Origin of the sequence: Prauserella cavernicola (genome assembly GCF_016595675.1) — a bacterium.
In the GTDB taxonomy this organism is placed as follows: Bacteria; Actinomycetota; Actinomycetes; order Mycobacteriales; family Pseudonocardiaceae; genus Prauserella_A; species Prauserella_A cavernicola.
This window is the reverse complement of record NZ_JAENJH010000001.1, coordinates 17,230-36,622: the sequence shown is the minus strand read 5'-3', so window position 1 is coordinate 36,622 and position 19,393 is coordinate 17,230. Positions and strand designations below refer to the sequence as shown.

Genomic DNA, 19,393 nt, shown 5'->3' with positions numbered 1-19,393 from the left:
GCCTCAGTCCATCAGCGTGCGGGCGGAGAACAGCTCGGGGAACACCGGCCGGTCCATGCTGCGCCGCAGCCACGAGAGCCCGGTGGACCCGCCAGTACCCACCTTGGCTCCCATAGTGCGCGCCACGGCCCGCAGATGGTGGTATCTCCAGTCGCCGAACTTCTCGGCGATCTCGGTGAGCAGCTCGCCGAGCTGGCGCAGCAGGTTCGCGGGCCCTGCGTCGCGATAGACGCGCACCCACGTGGCCTCCACCGCGGGATGCGGCTCGTGCTCGGTGGTGCGGTCGCGGTCCAGGACCTCGGCCGGCAGGTCGTGGCCGTGCCTGGCGAGCAGCGCGAGCACGTCGTCCCACACGCTCGGCTCCTCGAGCGTGGCCGTGAGCGCGGCGTGCACCTCGGGCTGGCGGCGGAAGGGCCGGATCAGCGGCGCGCTCTTGAGGCCGAGCCGGAACTCCAGGTGCCGGTACATCGCGGACTGGAACCCGGAGCCCTCACCGAGCAGGTTGCGGAAGCGGTTGAAGTCGGCAGGCGTCATCCAGCTCAACGTGCGCCAGCCCGCGGTGAGTCCCTCCAGGTGCAGAGCGGCTCTGCGCGCGGGCGCGAGCGCGCCCCACACGTCGTCGGCTCGCAGCCGCTGCTGGAGCTGGGTGAACTCGAAATGGATCAGCCCGAAGTAGAGCTCCATCACCTGGCTGATGACGAGGAACGACATCTCGCCCGCGTCGTCGGACAGCGTCCGCTGCAACCCGTGCAGGGTGCTCGCGTGCACGTAGTCGTCGTAGGGCACGCGGCCGAACTCGAGGGTGGGATCACCCGCGTTGCGCCGGGCCCTGCGCACGCGCTCGGCCTCGTTCGACGGGTGTACGGCCGGTGCCGTCCTTCCGGTCTGCACGTCCTCGCCTCCCTCACGTCGGCACCGGACAATGATCGCTGTCCGAGGCCCGCGACTGAATGCCGAACGAACGGCCTGCCCTCGATCTGACCTACGATTCGAAAGCACATCCGGCGATTCACGTGACGATGAGGTGGACGGCGTGGACGAGACCGACTGGGCGCTGCTGGCGCACCTGCAGGAGAACTCGAGGCTGTCGCTGCGCGAGCTGTCCCGGCGGGTGCACCTCTCGGCGCCGGCGGTGGCCGAGCGCGTCCGCAGGCTCGAGGAGTCCGGGGTGATCACCGGCTACCACGCGGCCGTGGACCTGGAGGCCGCGGGCAGGCCGGTGGTCGCGTTCATCCGGATGTCCTGCTACGGCTCGCATTGCGTACTGCGCGACCCGGACGTGCCGAGCTGGCCGGAGATCCAGGAGATCCACCGCGTCACCGGCGACGCGTGCAGCCTGCTCAAGGTCGCCACCGGCTCGATGGCCGGATTCGAGCGCCTGATCGACCGGCTCGCGCCCTACGGCCAGCCCTCCAGCACGCTGGTTCTGTCCACGCCACTGGCCCGCAGGCCCGTCATTCCCGAGCCGTGAGCTCCCGCTGCTGGAGCACCGTGTCGACGAAGCCGTACGCGCGCGCCTGTTCGGCGGTGAACCAGCGGTCGCGGTCGAAGTCGGCGACGATGCGCTCCACCGGCTGCCCGGTGTGGGTCGCGAGCAGACCGGCCAGCTCGGCCTTGCTCGTGCGCAGCATCTCGGCCTGGATGCGGATGTCGGAGGCCGTGCCGCCCACGCCGGCCGAGGGCTGGTGCATGAGGATCTGGCAGTGCGGCAGCGCGTAGCGCTTTCCGGGAGTGCCCGCCGAGAGCAGGAACTGGCCCATCGACGCGGCCAGCCCGAAGCCGTAGGTCGCCACGTCGCAGCCGACGAGCTCCATCGTGTCGAAGATGGCCATCCCGGCGGGCACGGAACCGCCGGGTGAGTTGATGTAGAAGGAGATGTCGGTGTCCGGGTCGTCGGCGGCGAGCAGCAACAGCTGCGCGGTGATGCGGTTGGCGACGTCGTCGTCGACCTCCTGTCCCAGCACGATGATCCGCTGCCGCAACAACCGGTCGAAGACCGAGTCCGACAACGTCACCGGGGAGCTCTGTGCCTGTGTCATGCCGCGGACGCTAGAGCAGCGAGCCGATCGTCCACAGTGCGCGGACGTCGAATTCGCTTGGGGCGAAACGGCTTCCTGGGAGTTTCGCCGAGGGCGGACGGCTCAGCCGCCCGAGCGGCGCCACCAGCGGCGCCGCTCGGCGCGCTCCGCGGGTGCCGGCGCGGAGTGTTCAGCCCTGGCCCGGCGCCACGTCTCGACGAGCTCGTCCGCGGCGGCGTCGTCGACGGGGACGACGTGCACGCGCGGGCCCGTGCCCGACCGCAACCAGTTCGCGATCCGCCGGTTCAGCGCGCTGATGGTGTCGCGCACCGCGGTCTCGGAGGCCAGCGACGCCACGGTGTCCGGCAGCTGCTCCACCTCCTTGCGCAGCTGCAGCGGCGTGGGCAGCAGCGCGTCGGCGGGCAGTCCCTCGCGGCGCAGGTAGTCCCTGAGCCACCACTGCTCCTCGACCGGGCGGTCGCGGCCGGGCAGCGGTTTGCCCGCACCGGGCAGGTCCTCGAACTCGCCGCGCTCCTGGGCCTCACGGATCTGCTTCTCGACCCACGACTCGAAGTCGACGCCGGGCGGTTTGCGTTCCGTCATGTCCGCACCTCGGTTCCGGGAATCCGCCGTTATGATACACCTGTATCACGAAGGGGGCGGGCATGCCGAGAACCGTCGACCACGCGCAGCGTCGCGCCACGATCGCCGACGCGCTGGTCCGGCTCGCCGCCAGGCAGGGCCTGCACACCGTGACGATGCGCGGCGTGGCGGCGGAGGCCGGGGTGTCGCTGCGGCTCGTGCAGTACTACTTCGAGACCAAGGCCGCGCTGTTGCACGCGGCCCTGCTGCACCTGGAACGCCAGAGCCACGCCCGCTGGCAGGCACGTCTGCGGGCGCTGCCCTCGCCCGCCCCGACGCGGCGGTTCGTCGAGGCCCTGCTCGCCGAAGCTCTGCCCGCCGACGATCCGAGCCGCGACTTCCACCTGGTCTGGACGTCGTACGCGGCACTGGCCCTGACCGATCCCGAACTCGCCGCGCAGCCGTTCGTGGCGGGACCCAACCGGCTCGAACAGCAGCTCACCGAGGCGCTGCGCGATGCCGAGGAGCGCGGCGAGCTCCCGGCGTGCGCCGACCCGGCCGCCGAGTCGGCGCGGCTGCTCGCCCTCAACCACGGACTCGGCACGAGCGTCCTCGTCGGTCAGCGCAGCGCGGCCTCCGCGGCCGCGGTGCTGCGCTACCACGTCGACCGCCTCTTCGGCGACGAGCGCTAGCCGCCGCGCGGCAGGTGCGCGACCGGCGGGAACCCTGGCACCATCGAGGGCGAGGGACCCACTGGAGGAACCGGTGGCCGATCGCGAGTTCACCACGTACGGCCTGTCGCACTGGCTGGTCCTCGTCGTCTTCGCGGCGGGGGCCACGGTGCTCGTCGCGTCCGGTCGTCGCACCCGGGGCACCGAGACCGAACGACGGGTGAGCCGGACGTTCGCCGTCGTGGTCCTCGCCTCCGCCGTGGTGTCGCAGTCGTACTCGATCCTCGTGCTGACCGATCCGGAGAACTGGGTCCCACTGCAGGTCTCGGACCTCGCCGCGCCCGTCGCCGCGTTCGCGCTGTGGACCCGGCGGCCCTGGCCGTGCGCCCTCACCTACTTCTGGTGCCTCACGCTGAGCACGCAGGCGCTGCTGTTCCCAGTACTCACGGGCCCGGACTTCCCCTCGCGCACGTTCGTCACCTTCTGGGGCCTGCACCTGCTCGTCGTGTGGGCGGCGGTCTACCTGACGTGGGGCGCAGGGCGGACTCCGGACTGGCAGGGGTACTGGTTCTCGATCACGGCCACCGCGGGCTGGGCCGCGGTGGCGATGGTGGTGAACACCGTCGCGGGCACGAACTACGGCTACCTCGGCAGACCGCCCGAGTCTGCGTCGATCCTCGACGTCCTCGGCCCGTGGCCGTGGTACGTGCTCTCGATCGTCGCGCTGGTACTGGCCTGCTGGGCGCTCATGACCTGGCCGTGGGTCCGCCGCTCTCCCGTCGTGCGAGCCGCCGGCGCTGGGAGTTGACGGCAGTGAGCCGGGCGGGCACCGCACCCGGCAGCGCCCGCCCGGCCCGATCGCTCACACCGCGACCGCGACCTGCCTGCGGCCCCGGCGCACCACGGTTGCCAGTGCCGCGAACCCGATCGCCGCACCCGCGGTCATCGTGATCGCCATCGCGGGCCCGTCGTTGCCGAGCACCCCGACCAGGGGAGCCACCAGTGCGCCGAGGCCGAACTGCACCGCGCCCAGCACCGCCGCCGCGGTACCCGCCGCTTCGCCGTGCCGGGACAGGGCCAGCGCGGGAGCGTTGGGCAGCACGAACCCGACCGCGGCCATCACGAACCACAGCGGCACGACGAACCCGGTGAGCCCGCCGATGCCGCCCACGGCGAACGCGGTCAGCACCAGTCCGGACACTGTGGCCGCCGCGAGCGCGCCGACCACGATCCGGCGCGGGCTGAACCGCCGCAGCAACACCACGTTGAACTGCGAGGCCGCGATGATCGCCACCGCGCCCGCGCCGAACACGAGCGCGAACTCCTGCTGGTTGAGCCCGAACTGCTCCTGCAGCACGAACGACGATCCGGAGATGTAGGAGAACAGCGCCGACATCCCGAGCGCGGCCACCAGCGCCAGCACCACGAACTCGCGGTCGGTCAGCAGCATCCGGTAGGTCCGCAGCACCGGCCGGACCTCGCGGGGCCTGCGGTGCTCGGCGGGCAGCGTCTCCTTGAGCGCGAACACGGCCACGACGAGCAGCAGCACACCGAGCACCGCGAGCGCGCCGAAGACCCCGCGCCACGACCCGGTGAGCAGGATGGCGCCACCGAGCGTCGGCGCGAGGATGGGCGCGGCGCCCATCACGAGCATCAGCCGGGACAACACGGTGGCGGCGGCGTTGCCGGAGAACAGGTCGCGCACCACGGCGAGCGCCACGACCATCGCGGCGGCCGCGCCGACGCCCTGCAGCGTCCGGAACACACCCAGCACCGCGATGTTGGGGGCGATCAGGCACAACACGGACGCCGCGATGTGCAACAGGGTGCCCGCGACGAGTGGCAGCCTGCGCCCGACGGCGTCGGAGAGCGGGCCGACCAGGAGCTGGCCGAGGCCCAGGCCCAGCAGGGTCCCGGTGAGGGTGAGCTGCACGGTCGACGACGAGGCCCCCAGGTCCTCGCCGATGGCGGGCAGTGCGGGCAGGTACATGTCGATGGTCAACGGACCCAGCGCGATGAGCGCACCGAGCACGAGGATCACGCGGATCCGCTCGGCCCGGGCCGGTTCGGGAGTGGGCGGACCTCCGGCCGAGGGGGCCTGTGGGTTCCGCACCGCGACTCTGTCCATCACTGCCTTTCGAGTAGGTGCACGCGAGGAAGGTCGGCTCTGACGGGACCTTCAGCACCCACCGCGCCGGCTTTGTTCCCCGGACAGGACAACTCGGACGTGTGTCCCCGGTTACATCGACGCAGCGTCATCACGCGGTGCCAGCCGTAACTCCATTATGGACACAGCTTTGTGTCCACTATAGATTCCGCACACAAAAACGGCCGACGTCGCTGGATCACGACGCCGGCCTGGAGGGTGTGGAGAATACCCTGGCGCTCAGCCCGTCGGGCGCTCGAACGTGACGAGCACCCCGTCCACGCCACCGGGGCCGACGCGGCCCTTCACCTCGGCGGCGGTGATCGCCTTGAGCTGCCAGCCGTCGGAGGCCTGCTCATTGAGCACCTTCTCCAGCCGGTCGCCCGACATCTTGCCGCCGAGCATCTTCTCGCGGAGCTCGACGACCTTGTACTCGTATCGCTGGGACACCGGCTCAGCCCTTCGCCCGCACGGCCAGCTCACCGAGCTCGGACCAGTCGTCCTGGTCGACGGTGGTGTTGACGATCTTCGGCGTCTCGGCGAGGTACTGCGGCAGTGTCTCCTGCGCGGTCTTGAAGTGCGCCGACTGCACGTGCGCGGCACCGGCGTCGCCGTCGCGGAAGGCCTCCACGAGCACGTACTCGTTCGGGTCGCCGATGCTGCGGGACCAGTCGAACCACAGGTTCCCCGGTTCGTTGCGGCTCGCCTGGGTGAACTCGGCGGCGATCTCCGGCCACCGGTCCGCGTGCTCGGGCAGGATTCGGAACTTGGCCGTAATGAAGATCATCGGACTTCCCCTCTCGCCTCTGTGCTGTTCGCACCGCTCACGATGCCAGGCACGGACCGCCGTGTCAGTCCTGGGTCGATCCTGGGTCAGTCCCTGGCCAGCTCGGGCGGGAAGCCGCCGGTCGCGACCGGCCCCCAGCGCTCGATGGTGATGCGGATGAGCGACTTGTCCTGCCGGACCATCGCCTCGCGGTACTCGTCCCAGTCGGGGTGTTCGCCCGAGATGCACCGGAAGTACTCGACCAGACCGTCGAGGGCATCGGGCATGTCGAGGACCTCGGCCCGGCCGTCGACCTGGACGTAGGGGCCGTTCCAGTCCTCGGAGAGCACGCACATCGACACCCGCGGGTCGCGGCGCGCGTTGACGGCTTTCGCTCGCTTGGGGTACGTCGACACGACGATGCGCCCGTCCCCGTCCACCCCGCAGCTCACGGGCGACAGCTGCGGCGAGCCGTCGGCGCGCGTGGTCATCAGCACGCCGCGGTGGCGCGGACGCAGGAAGTCCAGCAACGCGGCGAGGTCGACGCGGTCGGCGGTGGCGATGCTGGGTGCCATGGTCGGCTCCTTCACTCGGGGCGGGGCTCACTCACCGTAGTTGCTGGAGTGTGCTCCAGGTCAACCGGAGCGGCCCGATCCGGGCTAGCGTCTGACTATGGCGACGGACTCCGCGGTCGAGCTCGAGGTCGGCCACCGTACGGTCCGGATCTCCAATCCGGACCGCGTCTACTTCCCCGCGCGCGGCGAGACCAAGCTTGACCTCGCGAACTACTACGTGTCCGTGGGCGACGGCATCGTGCGGGCGCTGCGCGAGCGGCCCTGCATGATGCACCGCTTCCCGTCGGGCGTGGCCGGGGACAAGGTGCACCAGAAACGGGTCCCCCAGGGCGCGCCGCCGTGGCTGGAGACCGTCCGCGTGCACTTTCCCCGCTACAACCGCTACGCCGACGAGCTGTGCGTCACCGAGCTCGCGGCGGTGATCTGGGCCGTGCAGATGTCCACCGTGGAGTTCCACCCCTGGAACTCGCGGCGGGCCGACACGGAGTGCCCCGACGAGTGGCGGATCGACCTGGATCCGATGCCCGAGTGCGGGTTCGGCACGGTGCGCCGGATCGCCCACGTCGCCAGGGAGGTGCTCGACGACCTGGACATCACCGGCTACCCGAAGACCTCCGGCGGGGACGGTCTGCACATCTACGTCCGGATCGAGCCGAGGTGGGGATTCTCCGAGGTCCGCAGGGCGGCGCTCGCGTTCGCCAGGGAGGTCGAACGCCGCGCGCCCGACGACGTCACCACCGCGTGGTGGCGCAAGGACCGGGACCCGCGGACGCTGTTCGTGGACTACAACCAGAACGCCCGCGATCACACCATCGCGAGTGCCTACTCGGTGCGGGGCGTGCCGGAGGCCACGGTGTCCACCCCGATCACGTGGGACGAGATCGACGACGTCGAGCCGCGCGAGTGCACCATCGCCACGGTGCCTGCCCGGTTCGCCCGGCTCGGCGACCTGCACGCGGGCATCGACGACACGGCCCACTCGCTGGACACGCTGCTGGAGTGGGCCGACCGCGACGGCCTGGAACCCTGACCACGTGGCCGGTGGCGGGCCGGACCTCCGGGGGCCGATCTCGGGGGCCACTCGGGGTTCTCACCGATGCGAGCCGGCTCAGGCACGGGCAGGGTGAAGTCATGGCAACGACATTGACGAGGTCACGCACCAACCGGGTCTTCGGCGGCGTCTGCGCCGGGCTGGCCCGGCGAGTCGGTTGGGAGCCCCGCACGATGCGCTGGGCGTTCGTGCTCTCGTGCCTGCTGCCCGGCCCCCAGTTCCTGGCCTACCTCCTGCTCTGGATCGTCATGCCCAAGGAGCAGCGCGGCTAGCGCGGACACTGAGCCGGATGAGCCACGCGCGTCACGGGATCGGGGAGCTCGCGCCGAGGCCCTTGTCGGCGGCGGCGTCGCGCACGGCGTCGATCACGAACTGCAACGACGGCCTGCGCGTGGCGGTGGCCCGGTGGGCGATCGAGACCGTCCGCATCACCGGCTCGGTCAGCGCCACGATGTCCACCCCCGGCGGCAGCAGCGAGAGTCCCAGATCGGACACGAGCGTGACGCCGAGTCCCGCGCCGACCATCGCCAGCGCCGTCGCCTGCTCCCCCACCTCGTGGCTGATCTTCGGCTCGAACCCGTTGCGCTGGCACGCGATGCGCACCGCGCGGCCGAAGTGCGAGCGCGGTCCGGCGAGGATCCACGGGTGCTCGGCCAGCTCCGTCAGCGGCACCGTGCCGGTGGGCACCACGCCCATCGGCACCGCCGCGTGCAGCCGCTCCACCGCGATCACGACGCGGACCAGCGACGGATCCCACGGCATCGGGTAGTCCGAATAGTCGATCACGAACGAGAAGTCGAGCGTGCCGTCGCGCACGGCGCCCGCCGTGTCCTCCGGCGCGAGCTCCTTGCTGCGGACCTGGATGCCGGGGTGCTCGGCGGCCAGCGCGGTGAGCGCCGAGGGCAGCAGACCCGAGGCGACCGACGCCCACACGCCCGCGGTGAGCCGCGCCGAGACCGCGTCCTGCGCCTCCTCGAGTGACGTGGTGGCGCGCTCCACCGCCCCGAGGATCTCCTCGGCGTGCTCGGTCAGCAGCATGCCGAGCTCGGTCAGCTGTACCCGGCGGCCGAGCCGCTCGAACAGCTTCGCCCCCACGTCCCGTTCGAGCTGAGCGAGTTGCTGCGACACGGCCGACGCTGTGTAGTGCAACGAGGCCGCCGCCGCCGTGACCGTGCCACGGCGATGCAACTCGCGAAGCATTCGCAATCGGTGCAACGAAAGCTCCATGCGCACAGATTACGGACCGATCTCGCGCCGCGCACAAAGGGCGAAACAAAGTCGTGCAGGAAGCGTGAACAGAACCGTGCATGATCCTTAACTGGACGCAGCACGCTGCCCGGGCGCACTCTGGTGTCACCGGCAAGCACGGAGCACCGCTCGGGAAAACCGCAGTTCAGCCGCCCGTTATTCGGCCTGACCGAAACAACGGTGGCTGCCTCGCGCCCTCGTCAGTGCACCCGCTCAGCCGGAGGAGACGAAGCACTGACAGCACTGACGAGGCCGAGCAGAGAACTTTGGAGGTGGGTTGCAGGTGACCACGATGCACGACCCGTGGGGACACACGAGCACCGCGAACCGGACCGGCGCACCCGAGCCCGGTGTCGAGCAGACCGCGCGCCGGGGCGAGCCCCTGCTGCGCCTGACGTGGACCGACCCGGTGACCGGCGCTCACGGCTATCTCGTCGTTCACACGCTCGTGTCCGGTCTGGCCACCGGCGGCACGCGGATGCGCAAGGGCTGCACGATGTCGGAGGTCGAGGACCTCGCCCGCGGCATGTCGGCCAAGACCGCGACCTTCGAGCTGCCCGTCGGCGGCGCCAAGGGCGGCATCGACTTCGACCCGAAGGACCCCGCCGCCGTCGGCGTGCTCGAGCGCTTCTGCCAGGCCATGCGCCCGTGGCTCGACGCGCACTGGGTGACCGCCGAGGACCTGGGCGTGCCGCAGCACCTCATCGACGAGGTCTTCGAGCGGCTCGGCCTCGGGCAGTCCTACCACGCCGCGATCAGCCGGTCGGCCCAGCCGGAGCGCACGCTGCGCCGGGTGACAGCGGGCCTGAACGCGCCGGTTCCCGGTGGTCTGCTGCTCGGTGACGTCATCGGCGGCTACGGCGTGGCGCAGGCCTGCCTCGGTGCCGCGTACGCGTGGGGCTGGGACACCGACCAGACCACGGTCGCGATGCAGGGCATCGGCACCATGGGCGGCGGCGCGGCCTGGTACCTGCACGAGGCCGGGATACGTGTGGTCGCCGTGGCCGACGCGGCGGGCACGCTCTACCACCCGGAGGGTCTCGACATCCCGGCGCTGCTGGACCTGCGCGACTCGTTCGGCGAGATCGACCGCTCCCAGGTGCCCGAGGACGTCCAGCGGCTGCCGAGGAACGCGGTGATCTCCACCGACGCCGACATCCTCGTGCCCGCGGCCATCTCCTACGCGATCACGCCGGAGAACGAGGCCGACGTGAAGGCCAAGGTGATCGTGGAGGCGGCCAACGCGGCCACCATCCCCGAGGCCGAGGCGACGCTGGCCGCCCGCGGAATCCCGGTGATCCCGGACTTCATCGCGAACGCGGGCGCCGCGGCGTGGGCCTGGTGGCTGCTGCTGGGACAGGTCGGGGCGGATCCCGCCGACTCGTTCCTGCGGTTGCGCACCGAGATGCAGTCCCGGGTGTCGCTGCTGCTCGCACAGTGGATCGTCGACGGCGTCCCGCCGAGGGAGACCGGCGAGGGCCTCGCCGACTCCAACCGGCAGGCGCTGATCGCCTCCGGCGAGCAGACGCCGATCGTCATCCCGTAGTCGTGGACCGGTCGCGGCGCGCACGCTCCGGCGTGCGCGCCGCGCTCGTGCGCACCACGAGCACCGTGACGGCCACGGCCACCGCGAACACGACCAGCCCGACCCAGACCATGTCCGCCGTGACCGACATCGGGGCACTCGGCACGTCCGGGGTCCGGCCACCGTCGCGGCCGGTGACCACCACGGCGACGATCGCGGCGATCACGGCGAGCGTCGCCGTGATCGCGACGCCGCGCAGGACCCGGGTCCGCGGCGAGGCACCGCTCGACTTCTCCGCGCGGCGCGCGGGCTCGAGCAGGCGCGCCAGCAGGACCAGCGCGACGGGCAGTTGCAGCAGCCACAGCGTGGTCCTCGGCCAGCCGTCGAACCAGACGTTGGTGCCGTAGAGCAGGGTGTGCCACGCGCTCAGGACGTAGACGACGAGGACGAAGCGGTGCAGCGCCCGCCACATCCGGGCGCCCGTCCCTGCCCGGAAGTAGTAGAGCAGGCCCAGCGGAATCGCGAGGTACAGCGCGATCAGGCCCAGCAGGATCGCGACCTGGCCGGTACCCGAGGCGTAGCCGCCGGGCACGAACGAGTCGACGAACGCGCGCCACACCCGGCCGACGGGACCGAGCCCGTCCTCGTTGGAGCGCACCTGCTCGGCGAAGAAGAACGCCGCGTGGGCGAACATCAGCGCGATCGTGGTGAGGCTCGTCGAGCGGTGCCAGCGTTCGAGCCTCGCCGCCGACACCGGCAGCCGGCGCGGGCCGGGTCCCGAACGCAGCAGGCCCAGCATCGTCGTCAGCCACGCCCACAGCAACGCCGACCAGCCGAACGCCTGGCAGAGCCAGTACATCCAGTACTCGTTCGCGTCGGCGAGAAAGGGCATCACGGCGAGGGTGTCCGACGTCGCCGCCCGCACCCGCACGTACAGGAACAGGAAGATCGCCCCGGTCAGCGCGAGCGCCGCCGTGGCGTCGGGCAGCGCGGCCCGCAGGTCGGCCCGCAGGGCCGCCCGGTCCAGTCCCGTCCTGCTCCGAGCAGGCATGGCTCGCCCCTCTCGCGAATGAACCGCCCGGGCCCGCGGTGAGGCGGGCCCGGGCGGCGTGGGTCATCCGTTGTTGCCGTTGTTCCCCGTGCGCTTGACGGCCTGGACGATGCGTTGCTTCTCGTCCTTGGTGATGATGCCGTCGGCCACCAGCGCCGAGGTCACCTGCCGGACGTGGGTGACGAACGCGGTGTGGTTGGAGTAGTTCCCGCCCTCGTCGATCCGGTCCATGATCGTGCAGCCACCGCCGGTGTCGGCGTTGGCCACACCCGTGTCGTCACCGCCGACGACCACGGTCGCCCTCGTGTCGGACACGGTGCAGGTGGGTCCGGCGTCGACGATCCTGAACGTCGTCGCCCCGGCCTCCGACACGTTGCCCGCGTTGTCCGTCGCCCGGTACTGCACCGTGTAGACACCGGCGTCGGCGATCGTGATCGGGACGCGGTAGGGACGGAACCCGGCGTCGGTGAAGCTGTACTCGATCAGCGACACACCCGACTGCTCGTCGGTCGCCGTGAGCGTCAGCCTGGCCGACTCCAGGTAGTTCCAGTCCGCGTCCTGTTCACCGGACAGCGTCACCACCACCTCGGGCGGCGTGGTGTCCTCCACCTCGCCCTCGACGACGGTGAAGGTCACCGAACCGGGCTCCGCGACGTTGCCCGCGTTGTCGGTGGCCCGGAACTCCACTGTGTGCTCACCGGCCTCGGCGACCTCCACCGGGTCGGTGTAGGCGGTGAACTCACCCCCGTCCAGCGCGTACTCCACGGTGTCCACACCGGATCCGTCGTCCGCGGCCGCGACCGTGACCGTCGCGGAGCCGACGTAGTTGCCGTCGTCGTCCTGCTCACCGGCGACCTCGGCCGACACCTCGGGTGGCGTGGTGTCCTCCTCGCCGCCGCCCTCGACGACCGTGAAGGTCACCGAGCCCGGCTCCGAGGTGTTGCCGGAGTTGTCCGTGGCGCGGTACTGCACGGTGTGCTCGCCCACCGCGCTGACCACGACAGGCTCGGTGTAGGCGGTGAACTCACCCCCGTCCAGCGCGTATTCCACGGTGTCCACACCGGACTCCTCGTCGTGTGCCGTGAGCTCGACGATCGCGGAGCCGAGGTACTGCTCCTGCTCGTTCTGCTCGCCGGTCACCTCCGCCATCACGTGCGGTGGTGTCTCGTCGCCCTCGGGCGGCTCGACGACCGTGAACTCGACCGAACCCGGCTCCGAGACGTTGCCCGCGTTGTCCGTGGCCCGGAACTGCACGGTGTGGGAACCGATGTCGGCCACCCGCACCGGGCCCTCGTAGGACAGGAAATCACCGTCGTCCAGCTGGTACTCGACCGACGCGACACCGGAGTCGTCGTCCTGCGCGGTCACCGCGACCGTGGCCGAGCCGACGTAGTTGCCGTCCGCGTCCTGGGTACCGGTGACCTCGCCCGAGACCGTCGGCGCGGTGGTGTCCTCCTCGCCGCCGCCCTCGACGACGGTGAACGTCACCGAGCCGGTCTCCGAGACGTTGCCCGCGTTGTCCGTGGCCCGGAACTCCACCGTGTGCTCACCGGGCTCGGACACCGCGACCGGGTCGCTGTAGGGCTCGAACCCTCCGCCGTCGACCTGGTACTCGACCGACGCGACACCGGAGTCGTCGTCCTCGGCCGACACGGCCACGGTGGCCGAACCGAGGTAGTTGCCGTCGCCGTCCTGCTCACCGGTGACCTCGGCCGACACGGTCGGCGCCGTGGTGTCCTCCTCGCCGCCACCGCCCTCGGTGACCGTGAGCACGCCCTCCATCTGGCCGTGGCCGGGGATGGCGCAGAAGTAGCGGTACTGCCCCGGGGTGAGGTTCACCTCCATCTCCCAGCGGCCCTGGTTCGCGTCGAACGGGCTCGCGGTGATGTCGGTGTCGACGTCCTGGTTGTACTCCGGGTTGGAGACGTCGAACGTCAGCGTGTGCACCATACCGCTGGTGTTGCCGGTGGCGGTGCTGTTCTCGAAGACGATCGTCGTCGGGCCCGCGGTCGCCGTCTCCGGCACGGTCGCGTAATCGGTGATGCTGTTGTCGGCCGTCCAGGTCAGAACCTGTTGCTGGGCCTGGCGTTGCTCGCCCTGCTGCTTCTGCTCGGCCTGCTCTGCTTGCGCTGCCCGCGCCGCCTGCTGGTTCTCGGCCAGCAACTGGGTCTGGCGAGCCTGCTCGGCCTGCTGCTCACCGGCGACGGAGGCGGGGACCACCCACAACGCCACGAGCAGAAAACCCAGTAGACCCACCGATCCCCGGCGTGCGGCCACGCGCAGGGAGCCGCGTAATCGTCGAATCATGAGCGCGCTGCACCTCTCGTGAAGGGGGACACCGGCCGGTGCGGACGTCGCGCGCCCGCACCGGCCGGCGGGAACTACAGCTCCCGGACCCGGATGTTGCGGAACTCGATCAGGTCGTTGTCACCGTGGTTCTGCAACCCGATGAACCCGTTGCGGAACTGCCGCTGATCGGTCGGCGGGTCACCGGCCCTGGACGACTGCTTACCCGGGCTGTTCTCGAACTCGTTGATCACCTTGCCGTTGCGGATGATCGTGTACTTCTGTCCGACGGCCCGGATCTCGTAGGTGTTCCACTCTCCCTTCGGGGTGGCGCCGGACTCCGCGAGCCCGACCGGGTCGAAGTTGTAGACCGAGCCGGTCTTCTGTGGCTCGCCCGCCTCCCCGTCGTAGATCTGGATCTCGTGTCCACAGTAGATCCCGACCCAGGCCTGCGAGTCCCGCGCGGACCCGACGGTGCCACAGCTACCGGCGGGCCGTTGCTCGAGCGGCGTGGTCGGGTTCGGGAAGCGGACGAAGACGCCGCTGTTGGCCCTGCCCTCCCCCGGCGCGATGTCCTTGTACTCCAGCTTCATGGAGAAGTCGCCGTACGGTTTCGCGGCGTACCACAACATCCCGAGTCCGCCCGCGCTGCGCAGCGAGCCGTCCTCCTGGATGTCGAACCGGCCCGACGGTGCCATCTCCCAGCCGCGCAGCGACTCGGGAGTGCCGTTGAAGATCGGCTCCCAGCCCGAGTCACGGGCCTTGCCGATGTCCGAGTTCTCGGCGGCACCGATCAGCGAGTTCCGCTCGGTGGCGGTGAGGACACCCGCGCGGAACAGCTGACGCGCCGTCTGCGACACGTGCTTGACGAACTGCTGGTGCTTGTTCCACGTGCTCTCGTCATCGATGAGGTCGTTGACCGTGCAGCCGTTGCCGACCTCGTGGTTGCGCACCCCGGTGTCGGAGTCCCGCAGCCACACCGTGTCGCGGTTGTCCGTGACCTGGCAGCCGACCTCGACCTGGGTCTTGGTGGTCGACGTCTCGCCGTCGGCGTAGGTCACCGTCAGCGTGGCCGTGTAGGTCCCGATGCTGCCGTAGGTGTGCACCGGGTTGGCCTCGGTGGACCTCGCACCGTCGCCGAAGCGCCAGTCGTAGGACACACCACCGGACTTGGACCCGTTGAACGCGGTCGTCAGCGGCTTGTTCTGCAGCGCCGTGGCCCTCGCGGCCGGAGCCGGGGTGGCCGGCCCGCCCTCGTAGGTGACCCGCAGCAGCTTCTGGTTGGGCGTCAGGCTGAAGAACCCGCCGCCGTAGTCGACCATGTACAGCGCACCGTCGGCACCGAACTTGGCGTCCATCCACTGCTGCAGATCCGTGTCCTCGCCTCCGGCCTTGATGATCTTGCGCAGGTCCTCCGCGAACGCGGGCGGTCCCTGCTGCTCGATCGTGTCGGGGTTGAGCGTCACGGCCACGCGGTTGTTCGCGTTGGACTGGTCGCCGATCAGCCACTTGTCGTCCCAGTAGGACGGCCACGCGACCTCACTCTCGGGGTCGACCAGCTCGCTGTGGTAGGTCGGGCCCGACATGATGGCCTGTCCACCACCGGTGAGGTAGGGCTGCGTGAAGGTGCTGTCGCCCTCCTCGTAGGTCGGCACACCGCTGCCGTCGGGCCGCTCCGGGAACACCGGGCCACCACCCTGCGGCGAGTACCAGATCATGTTGTCCCGCGCGGGCGGGATGTCCACCAGGCCGGTGTTGCGCGGCGAGGTGTTCTTCAGGTTGTCGCAGTCGTACCAGCCCGTCAGCTCGGACGCGTCGGTGTCGCTGCGATCACGGTAGGGCTGCTGGTCGGCCATGCAGTACGGCCAGCCCTGGTTACCGGCCGAGGTGAGCACCGTGGCCGTCTCGTACTTCGCCGGGCCGAGCTCGGGGCTCGGGGCTCCCGCGTCGGGACCGACCCACGCCGTGGTGACCCAGTCGTGCACGGGGTCGACCTGCAGGCGCGCCGGGTTGCGCACGCCCATCACGTAGATCTCGGGTTGTGTCTTGTCGTCGGCGTCGTCCGCCTCGGGGAACAGGTTGCCCTCGGGGATCGTGTAGGTCCCGTCGTCCTCGGGGTGGATCCGCAGGATCTTGCCGTTGAGGTCGTTGGTGTTACCCGACGTCCTGCGGGCGTCCTGGAACGACACACCCTCGTAGTCCTGGGTCCAGTTGTTGCCCGAGTAGCCGTCGGAACCCTGCGACGAGTTGCTGTCACCCGTCGCGACGTAGAGGTTGCCCGCCTTGTCGAAGTCCAGGCCACCACCGGCGTGGCAGCAGCTGTGGATCTGGGTGTCCCACTGAAGCAGGTCCTTGCGGCTCTCGAGGTTGATCGAGTCGGCGGCCGCGTCGTAGGTGAAGCGCGAGACCGTGCGCTGGCCGATGCGCTTCTCCGTGTCGATGGAGTCGTAGGGCATCCAGTAGACGTAGATCCAGCCGTTCTCACCGAAGGCCGGGTCCAGCGTCATCCCGAGCAGGCCTTCCTCGGCCTTGACGAGCTCGCTGCCGCTACCGCGGTTACCGAACACGTCCAGCGTCGCGAGGAGCTTGACCTGGTCGTTCTCCGGATTCCACTGGTGGATCGTGCCGCAGCCGAGGCCGACGTTCTCGTCGTCCCAGTTCGGCACCGGACCAGACGGGCACGCGGCCTTGCCGACGTAGAACACGGTGCCGTCGGGCGCCGTCGTCAGGCCGTGCATCTCGCCGTTCTGGTCGAGCTGGCCCGGCTGGTTCTCGGCGGTGAGCCGTTCCATCTTGTAGTTGCTCGCGATGGTCGCCTGGCAGTCACCGCGCACGAGGCCGGTGGTCCACTTCAGCGCGCCGAGCAGGTGGGTGCGGAACGCGGCCTCGCCGTAGCTGCCCGCCGTGCCGCCCATCCCGGTGTAGAACGACCGTCCGCCGTCGTAGTCCCGGCACCACGAGATGGGGTGGAACGGACCGTTGCCGTTGTCACCCGCGTCGTAGGTGTGCTCCTGAACCTGGGCGATGGTGTGGACCTCGCCCACCGGGTTGGTCTCCCAGTTGAGCCACTTGTCCGAGCGCTTCACCGTCAGCGGGAGACCTTCGGTCGCGGGGTGCTGCCGGTCGACGATGCTCACCGTGGCCTGCTGGGCCTCCTGCTCGCCCTCCTGCGGCGGGGTCGCATCGGCGGTGTGCAGCGCCAGCTCGGCCAGCTGCGTGGCCGACTCGCCCGCGTTGCCGGTGATGTCGAGCCGGTAGTGCGCGTACGCCTCGGTGTTCTCGAAGCGGTACTCCTTGGCCTGGAAACGCTCCGGGAAGTCCTCGCCGCTGCGCTGGTCGAGGTCGGTCCAGTTCTCCCCGTCCTGCGATCCCTGCAGGGTCCAGTCCACCGGGTCACGGCCGGCGAAGTCGTTGGCCGAGGTCAACGAGTAGTGCACGATCGCGGCGGGCTCGGCGAGCTCCAGCGCGGCCCAGCCGGAGGAGTCGAACGTGAGCCACTTGGTGTTGGTCTTGCCGTCGACGAGGTTCGCGCCGGTCTCGTTGGGCGGGTTCTCGCCGCTCACGGTCACCGCGGCGACGTCCTGCGGCGTCGGCCGGTTGCCCGCGGGCCGGGCCCCGATGAGGCCGCCGAACCACTCGGAGCTCGCCTGCGCCTTCGCGGCGTCGCGGATCCCCAGGAACCCGCCACCCTCGCGGATGTAGCTCTGCAGCGCGGCCTCCTGGCCCGCGTTCAGTGCCCTGCCCTCGGCGGAGAGGAACACGACACCGCGGTAGCGCGCGAGGTTGTCCTTGGTGAACACGGCGGGATCCGTCGTGCGGTCCACGGCGATCCCGTTGCCCTGCCCCAGTTCCTCGATCGCGCGCGCGGCCTGGCGAACAGGGTCCGCCTGCTCGCCGGCGACACCGTGGAACACCAGGACACTCGCCTGGGTGTTCTGCGCGGCCTTGTTCTGCGTCGGCGCCGGCTGCGCGGGCGCCCCGGTGGCCGGCAACGCGGTGAGCCCCAGTGCCAGCGTCGCGCTCGTCAGCATGATCATGGTGCGCCGCAACGGCTTCGGCCGTAATCGACCGTCGCGGCGCAGGAGTGCCAACCTTCTTCGACCCATCCCTACTCCTTCACTCGTCGTGCACTAGTGGCCTGCGTGCGAGCTGTGTTCGTGCGCCTGGTAGCGGTCGAGCGCCTCCTGGGCACCGTCCGGCATCGAGCCGTCGGGGTTGCGGACCAGCCAGACCGCCGCCATTCCGCCCACGGAGTGGAACTGCACGTGGCAGTGGTACATCCACACCCCCGGTCCGACGCCCTCGCCTGCGATCACCTGGAAACCGAAGGAGTCACCGGGGTTCAGGTCCCGGTTGTCGATCGACGGAGTGAGGTCGTCGGGACCGCTGAGCATGCCGGTGCGGTTGTCCACCCAGCGGTGGGCGTGCAGGTGGAACGTGTGGAAGGTGTTGCCGTGGCCGATGGCGATGAACTCCACCCGCTCGCCCTGGTTGGCCTCGATCACCGGGATGTCCGGAGCGACCCGGTTGTTGATGGTCATGTCGTTGAACACCACGGTGTACTGCCGCTGCGGCAACAGGTCTCCCTCGCGGCGCACGATGAGCGCGCCGTAGAGGCCGGCCAGGATGCCGCCGGAGCCGTGGTCGTCGCCCATCGCGTGATCGTGGTAGTGCCAGTACCCCGCGCTGCCGGGCATCCACCGGCCGTCCTTCTGGAACGGCGCGCGGGTCTTCCAGACGTAGGTGCGGCGGGTTCCTGGCTCGTTGAACGAGTCGTTGAGCGGGCTGCCGTCGGAGTCCACGTCGTAGTCCACGCCGTGCGGGTGGATCGACAGCCGCCGGTCGGTGTTGTTCACCAGGTCGATCTCGAGCGTGTCGCCCTCGTAGACCTCCAGCACCGGCCCCGGGATCGTGGCGGTGCCCGGCGAGAGCCCGTAGCCGAACTGGCCACCGCCGAGCTCCTCCGCGTACACGGTGACGCGCCGGGTCACGCCCGCGCGCGCGGGACGCGAGGTCTCGGGGGAAGCCGACGCCGTACCGAGACCCGCGACGACCACGGGCGCGGCGACGCCTGCCGCCGCGGCACCCGCGAGCATCGACCGCCGGGACAGGCCTCGCCTGCGGGGGCGATCGGGTGTGTCAGCCATGAGGCCTCCATTCGCGTGCCCCGGGCACACGCGGCACCGGGGAGATCGGGGGGTGGGGAGCTGGTGAAGCGTCGACGTGCGCGTGCGGTCGCGTGTGGACGGTGGGGATCGGGCAGGGTGATTCGCCGCGCAGGGCGGTCTCGCCAGGGCGGGTGTGGCGCGCGCACGCGAGGCGGCGCGCTGTGCTGGGGACGGGGTCGAAGGGATGGGGGGCGGCGTGCGTCAGGGCGGAGCGGGGCAGGGCAGGAAGCCGATCGCCGGGCCGCGTCCGGGATGGCGGATGCGCGCGGACCGCAGCTGTCGCCGCGTTCGCGCCGTGTCCACCTG

General features: G+C 70.5%; 18 protein-coding genes. 6 read left to right on the top strand and 12 right to left on the bottom strand.

What is annotated here, in order from left to right:
* Positions 1–3: 3 nt before the first annotated feature.
* Complete coding sequence (locus tag JHE00_RS00175) at positions 4–891, bottom strand: tryptophan 2,3-dioxygenase (RefSeq protein ID WP_307831751.1); 888 nt, start codon at positions 889–891, stop codon at positions 4–6.
* Positions 892–1,033: 142 nt separating this feature from the next.
* On the opposite strand from JHE00_RS00175, the gene JHE00_RS00170 reads away from it, so the two are divergent.
* Positions 1,034–1,471 carry an Lrp/AsnC family transcriptional regulator gene (locus JHE00_RS00170; RefSeq protein ID WP_307831750.1) on the top strand — a complete coding sequence of 146 codons (438 nt, stop codon included), beginning with the start codon at positions 1,034–1,036 and terminating at the stop codon, positions 1,469–1,471.
* On the opposite strand, the gene JHE00_RS00165 is transcribed toward JHE00_RS00170, so the two are convergent.
* Both JHE00_RS00165 and JHE00_RS00160 read right to left on the bottom strand, forming a co-directional pair.
* On the bottom strand, positions 1,455–2,039 hold the full coding sequence (locus JHE00_RS00165) for a ClpP family protease (RefSeq protein WP_200313491.1): 585 nt from the start codon (positions 2,037–2,039) through the stop codon (positions 1,455–1,457). The genes JHE00_RS00170 and JHE00_RS00165 overlap by 17 nt on opposite strands.
* A gap of 102 nt (positions 2,040–2,141) precedes the next feature.
* Positions 2,142–2,621, bottom strand: a complete 480-nt coding sequence (locus JHE00_RS00160; RefSeq protein WP_200313489.1) for a DnaJ family domain-containing protein — start codon at positions 2,619–2,621, stop codon at positions 2,142–2,144.
* A gap of 62 nt (positions 2,622–2,683) precedes the next feature.
* Between JHE00_RS00160 and JHE00_RS00155 the strand changes: the two genes are divergently transcribed.
* Together JHE00_RS00155 and JHE00_RS00150 are read left to right on the top strand one after the other, a co-directional pair.
* Positions 2,684–3,292 (top strand): TetR/AcrR family transcriptional regulator, encoded by a 609-nt coding sequence (locus tag JHE00_RS00155; protein WP_200313487.1) that lies wholly within the window; start codon positions 2,684–2,686, stop codon positions 3,290–3,292.
* 73 nt (positions 3,293–3,365) lie between these two features.
* Entirely contained in the window at positions 3,366–4,079 is a 714-nt protein-coding gene (locus JHE00_RS00150) for a YwaF family protein (RefSeq protein ID WP_307831749.1), read from the top strand.
* A 54-nt stretch (positions 4,080–4,133) separates the two neighbouring features.
* Here the strand turns inward: JHE00_RS00150 and JHE00_RS00145 are convergent, their stop codons facing one another.
* From JHE00_RS00145 to JHE00_RS00130, 4 genes are all read right to left on the bottom strand, one after another.
* Complete coding sequence (locus tag JHE00_RS00145) at positions 4,134–5,384, bottom strand: multidrug effflux MFS transporter (RefSeq protein WP_307831748.1); 1,251 nt, start codon at positions 5,382–5,384, stop codon at positions 4,134–4,136.
* 273 nt (positions 5,385–5,657) lie between these two features.
* The gene (locus JHE00_RS00140; RefSeq protein ID WP_307831747.1) at positions 5,658–5,867 is read right to left on the bottom strand and encodes a DUF4177 domain-containing protein; all 210 of its coding nucleotides are present in this window, start codon (positions 5,865–5,867) and stop codon (positions 5,658–5,660) included.
* Between the two features lie 4 nt (positions 5,868–5,871).
* On the bottom strand, positions 5,872–6,204 hold the full coding sequence (locus tag JHE00_RS00135; RefSeq protein WP_200313485.1) for a putative quinol monooxygenase: 333 nt from the start codon (positions 6,202–6,204) through the stop codon (positions 5,872–5,874).
* 86 nt (positions 6,205–6,290) lie between these two features.
* Positions 6,291–6,758 (bottom strand): PPOX class F420-dependent oxidoreductase, encoded by a 468-nt coding sequence (locus JHE00_RS00130; RefSeq protein ID WP_200313483.1) that lies wholly within the window; start codon positions 6,756–6,758, stop codon positions 6,291–6,293.
* A 97-nt stretch (positions 6,759–6,855) separates the two neighbouring features.
* Between JHE00_RS00130 and ligD the strand changes: the two genes are divergently transcribed.
* A complete protein-coding gene (ligD, locus tag JHE00_RS00125; RefSeq protein ID WP_200313481.1) occupies positions 6,856–7,788 on the top strand; it encodes a non-homologous end-joining DNA ligase in 933 nt (310 codons plus the stop codon).
* A 101-nt stretch (positions 7,789–7,889) separates the two neighbouring features.
* Positions 7,890–8,081, top strand: a complete 192-nt coding sequence (locus JHE00_RS00120; protein WP_200313479.1) for a PspC domain-containing protein — start codon at positions 7,890–7,892, stop codon at positions 8,079–8,081.
* Positions 8,082–8,112: 31 nt separating this feature from the next.
* On the opposite strand, the gene JHE00_RS00115 is transcribed toward JHE00_RS00120, so the two are convergent.
* Positions 8,113–9,036 carry a LysR family transcriptional regulator gene (locus JHE00_RS00115; protein WP_200313477.1) on the bottom strand — a complete coding sequence of 308 codons (924 nt, stop codon included), beginning with the start codon at positions 9,034–9,036 and terminating at the stop codon, positions 8,113–8,115.
* Positions 9,037–9,340: 304 nt separating this feature from the next.
* Between JHE00_RS00115 and JHE00_RS00110 the strand changes: the two genes are divergently transcribed.
* On the top strand, positions 9,341–10,603 hold the full coding sequence (locus JHE00_RS00110) for a Glu/Leu/Phe/Val dehydrogenase dimerization domain-containing protein (protein ID WP_307831746.1): 1,263 nt from the start codon (positions 9,341–9,343) through the stop codon (positions 10,601–10,603).
* Here JHE00_RS00110 and JHE00_RS00105 read toward each other — a convergent pair.
* The 4 genes from JHE00_RS00105 to JHE00_RS00090 form a co-directional block, all read right to left on the bottom strand.
* Complete coding sequence (locus tag JHE00_RS00105; protein WP_200313475.1) at positions 10,593–11,633, bottom strand: ferric reductase-like transmembrane domain-containing protein; 1,041 nt, start codon at positions 11,631–11,633, stop codon at positions 10,593–10,595. The two genes, JHE00_RS00110 and JHE00_RS00105, sit on opposite strands and share 11 nt — an antisense overlap.
* Positions 11,634–11,696: 63 nt before the next feature.
* Positions 11,697–13,940, bottom strand: a complete 2,244-nt coding sequence (locus JHE00_RS00100; RefSeq protein WP_200313467.1) for an OmpL47-type beta-barrel domain-containing protein — start codon at positions 13,938–13,940, stop codon at positions 11,697–11,699.
* Between the two features lie 74 nt (positions 13,941–14,014).
* Positions 14,015–18,025: a ThuA domain-containing protein gene (locus JHE00_RS00095; protein ID WP_200313465.1), complete on the bottom strand. Its 4,011-nt coding sequence runs from the start codon at positions 18,023–18,025 to the stop codon at positions 14,015–14,017.
* Positions 18,026–18,049: 24 nt separating this feature from the next.
* The gene (locus JHE00_RS00090) at positions 18,050–19,066 is read right to left on the bottom strand and encodes a multicopper oxidase domain-containing protein (protein WP_372440330.1); all 1,017 of its coding nucleotides are present in this window, start codon (positions 19,064–19,066) and stop codon (positions 18,050–18,052) included.
* Between the last annotated feature and the right edge of the window lie 327 nt (positions 19,067–19,393).

What these genes read in the sequence shown, in the direction of transcription:
- JHE00_RS00105 (WP_200313475.1), bottom strand. Translation starts at nt 11,633, where the DNA reads ATGCCTGCTCGGAGCAGGACGGGACTGGACCGGGCGGCCCTGCGGGCC.
- JHE00_RS00165 (WP_200313491.1), bottom strand. Translation starts at nt 2,039, where the DNA reads ATGACACAGGCACAGAGCTCCCCGGTGACGTTGTCGGACTCGGTCTTC.
- JHE00_RS00155 (WP_200313487.1), top strand. Translation starts at nt 2,684, where the DNA reads ATGCCGAGAACCGTCGACCACGCGCAGCGTCGCGCCACGATCGCCGAC.
- JHE00_RS00120 (WP_200313479.1), top strand. Translation starts at nt 7,890, where the DNA reads ATGGCAACGACATTGACGAGGTCACGCACCAACCGGGTCTTCGGCGGC.
- ligD (WP_200313481.1), top strand. Translation starts at nt 6,856, where the DNA reads ATGGCGACGGACTCCGCGGTCGAGCTCGAGGTCGGCCACCGTACGGTC.
- JHE00_RS00135 (WP_200313485.1), bottom strand. Translation starts at nt 6,204, where the DNA reads ATGATCTTCATTACGGCCAAGTTCCGAATCCTGCCCGAGCACGCGGAC.
- JHE00_RS00160 (WP_200313489.1), bottom strand. Translation starts at nt 2,621, where the DNA reads ATGACGGAACGCAAACCGCCCGGCGTCGACTTCGAGTCGTGGGTCGAG.
- JHE00_RS00115 (WP_200313477.1), bottom strand. Translation starts at nt 9,036, where the DNA reads ATGGAGCTTTCGTTGCACCGATTGCGAATGCTTCGCGAGTTGCATCGC.
- JHE00_RS00130 (WP_200313483.1), bottom strand. Translation starts at nt 6,758, where the DNA reads ATGGCACCCAGCATCGCCACCGCCGACCGCGTCGACCTCGCCGCGTTG.
- JHE00_RS00090 (WP_372440330.1), bottom strand. Translation starts at nt 19,066, where the DNA reads ATGGCTGACACACCCGATCGCCCCCGCAGGCGAGGCCTGTCCCGGCGG.
- JHE00_RS00095 (WP_200313465.1), bottom strand. Translation starts at nt 18,025, where the DNA reads ATGGGTCGAAGAAGGTTGGCACTCCTGCGCCGCGACGGTCGATTACGG.
- JHE00_RS00100 (WP_200313467.1), bottom strand. Translation starts at nt 13,940, where the DNA reads ATGATTCGACGATTACGCGGCTCCCTGCGCGTGGCCGCACGCCGGGGA.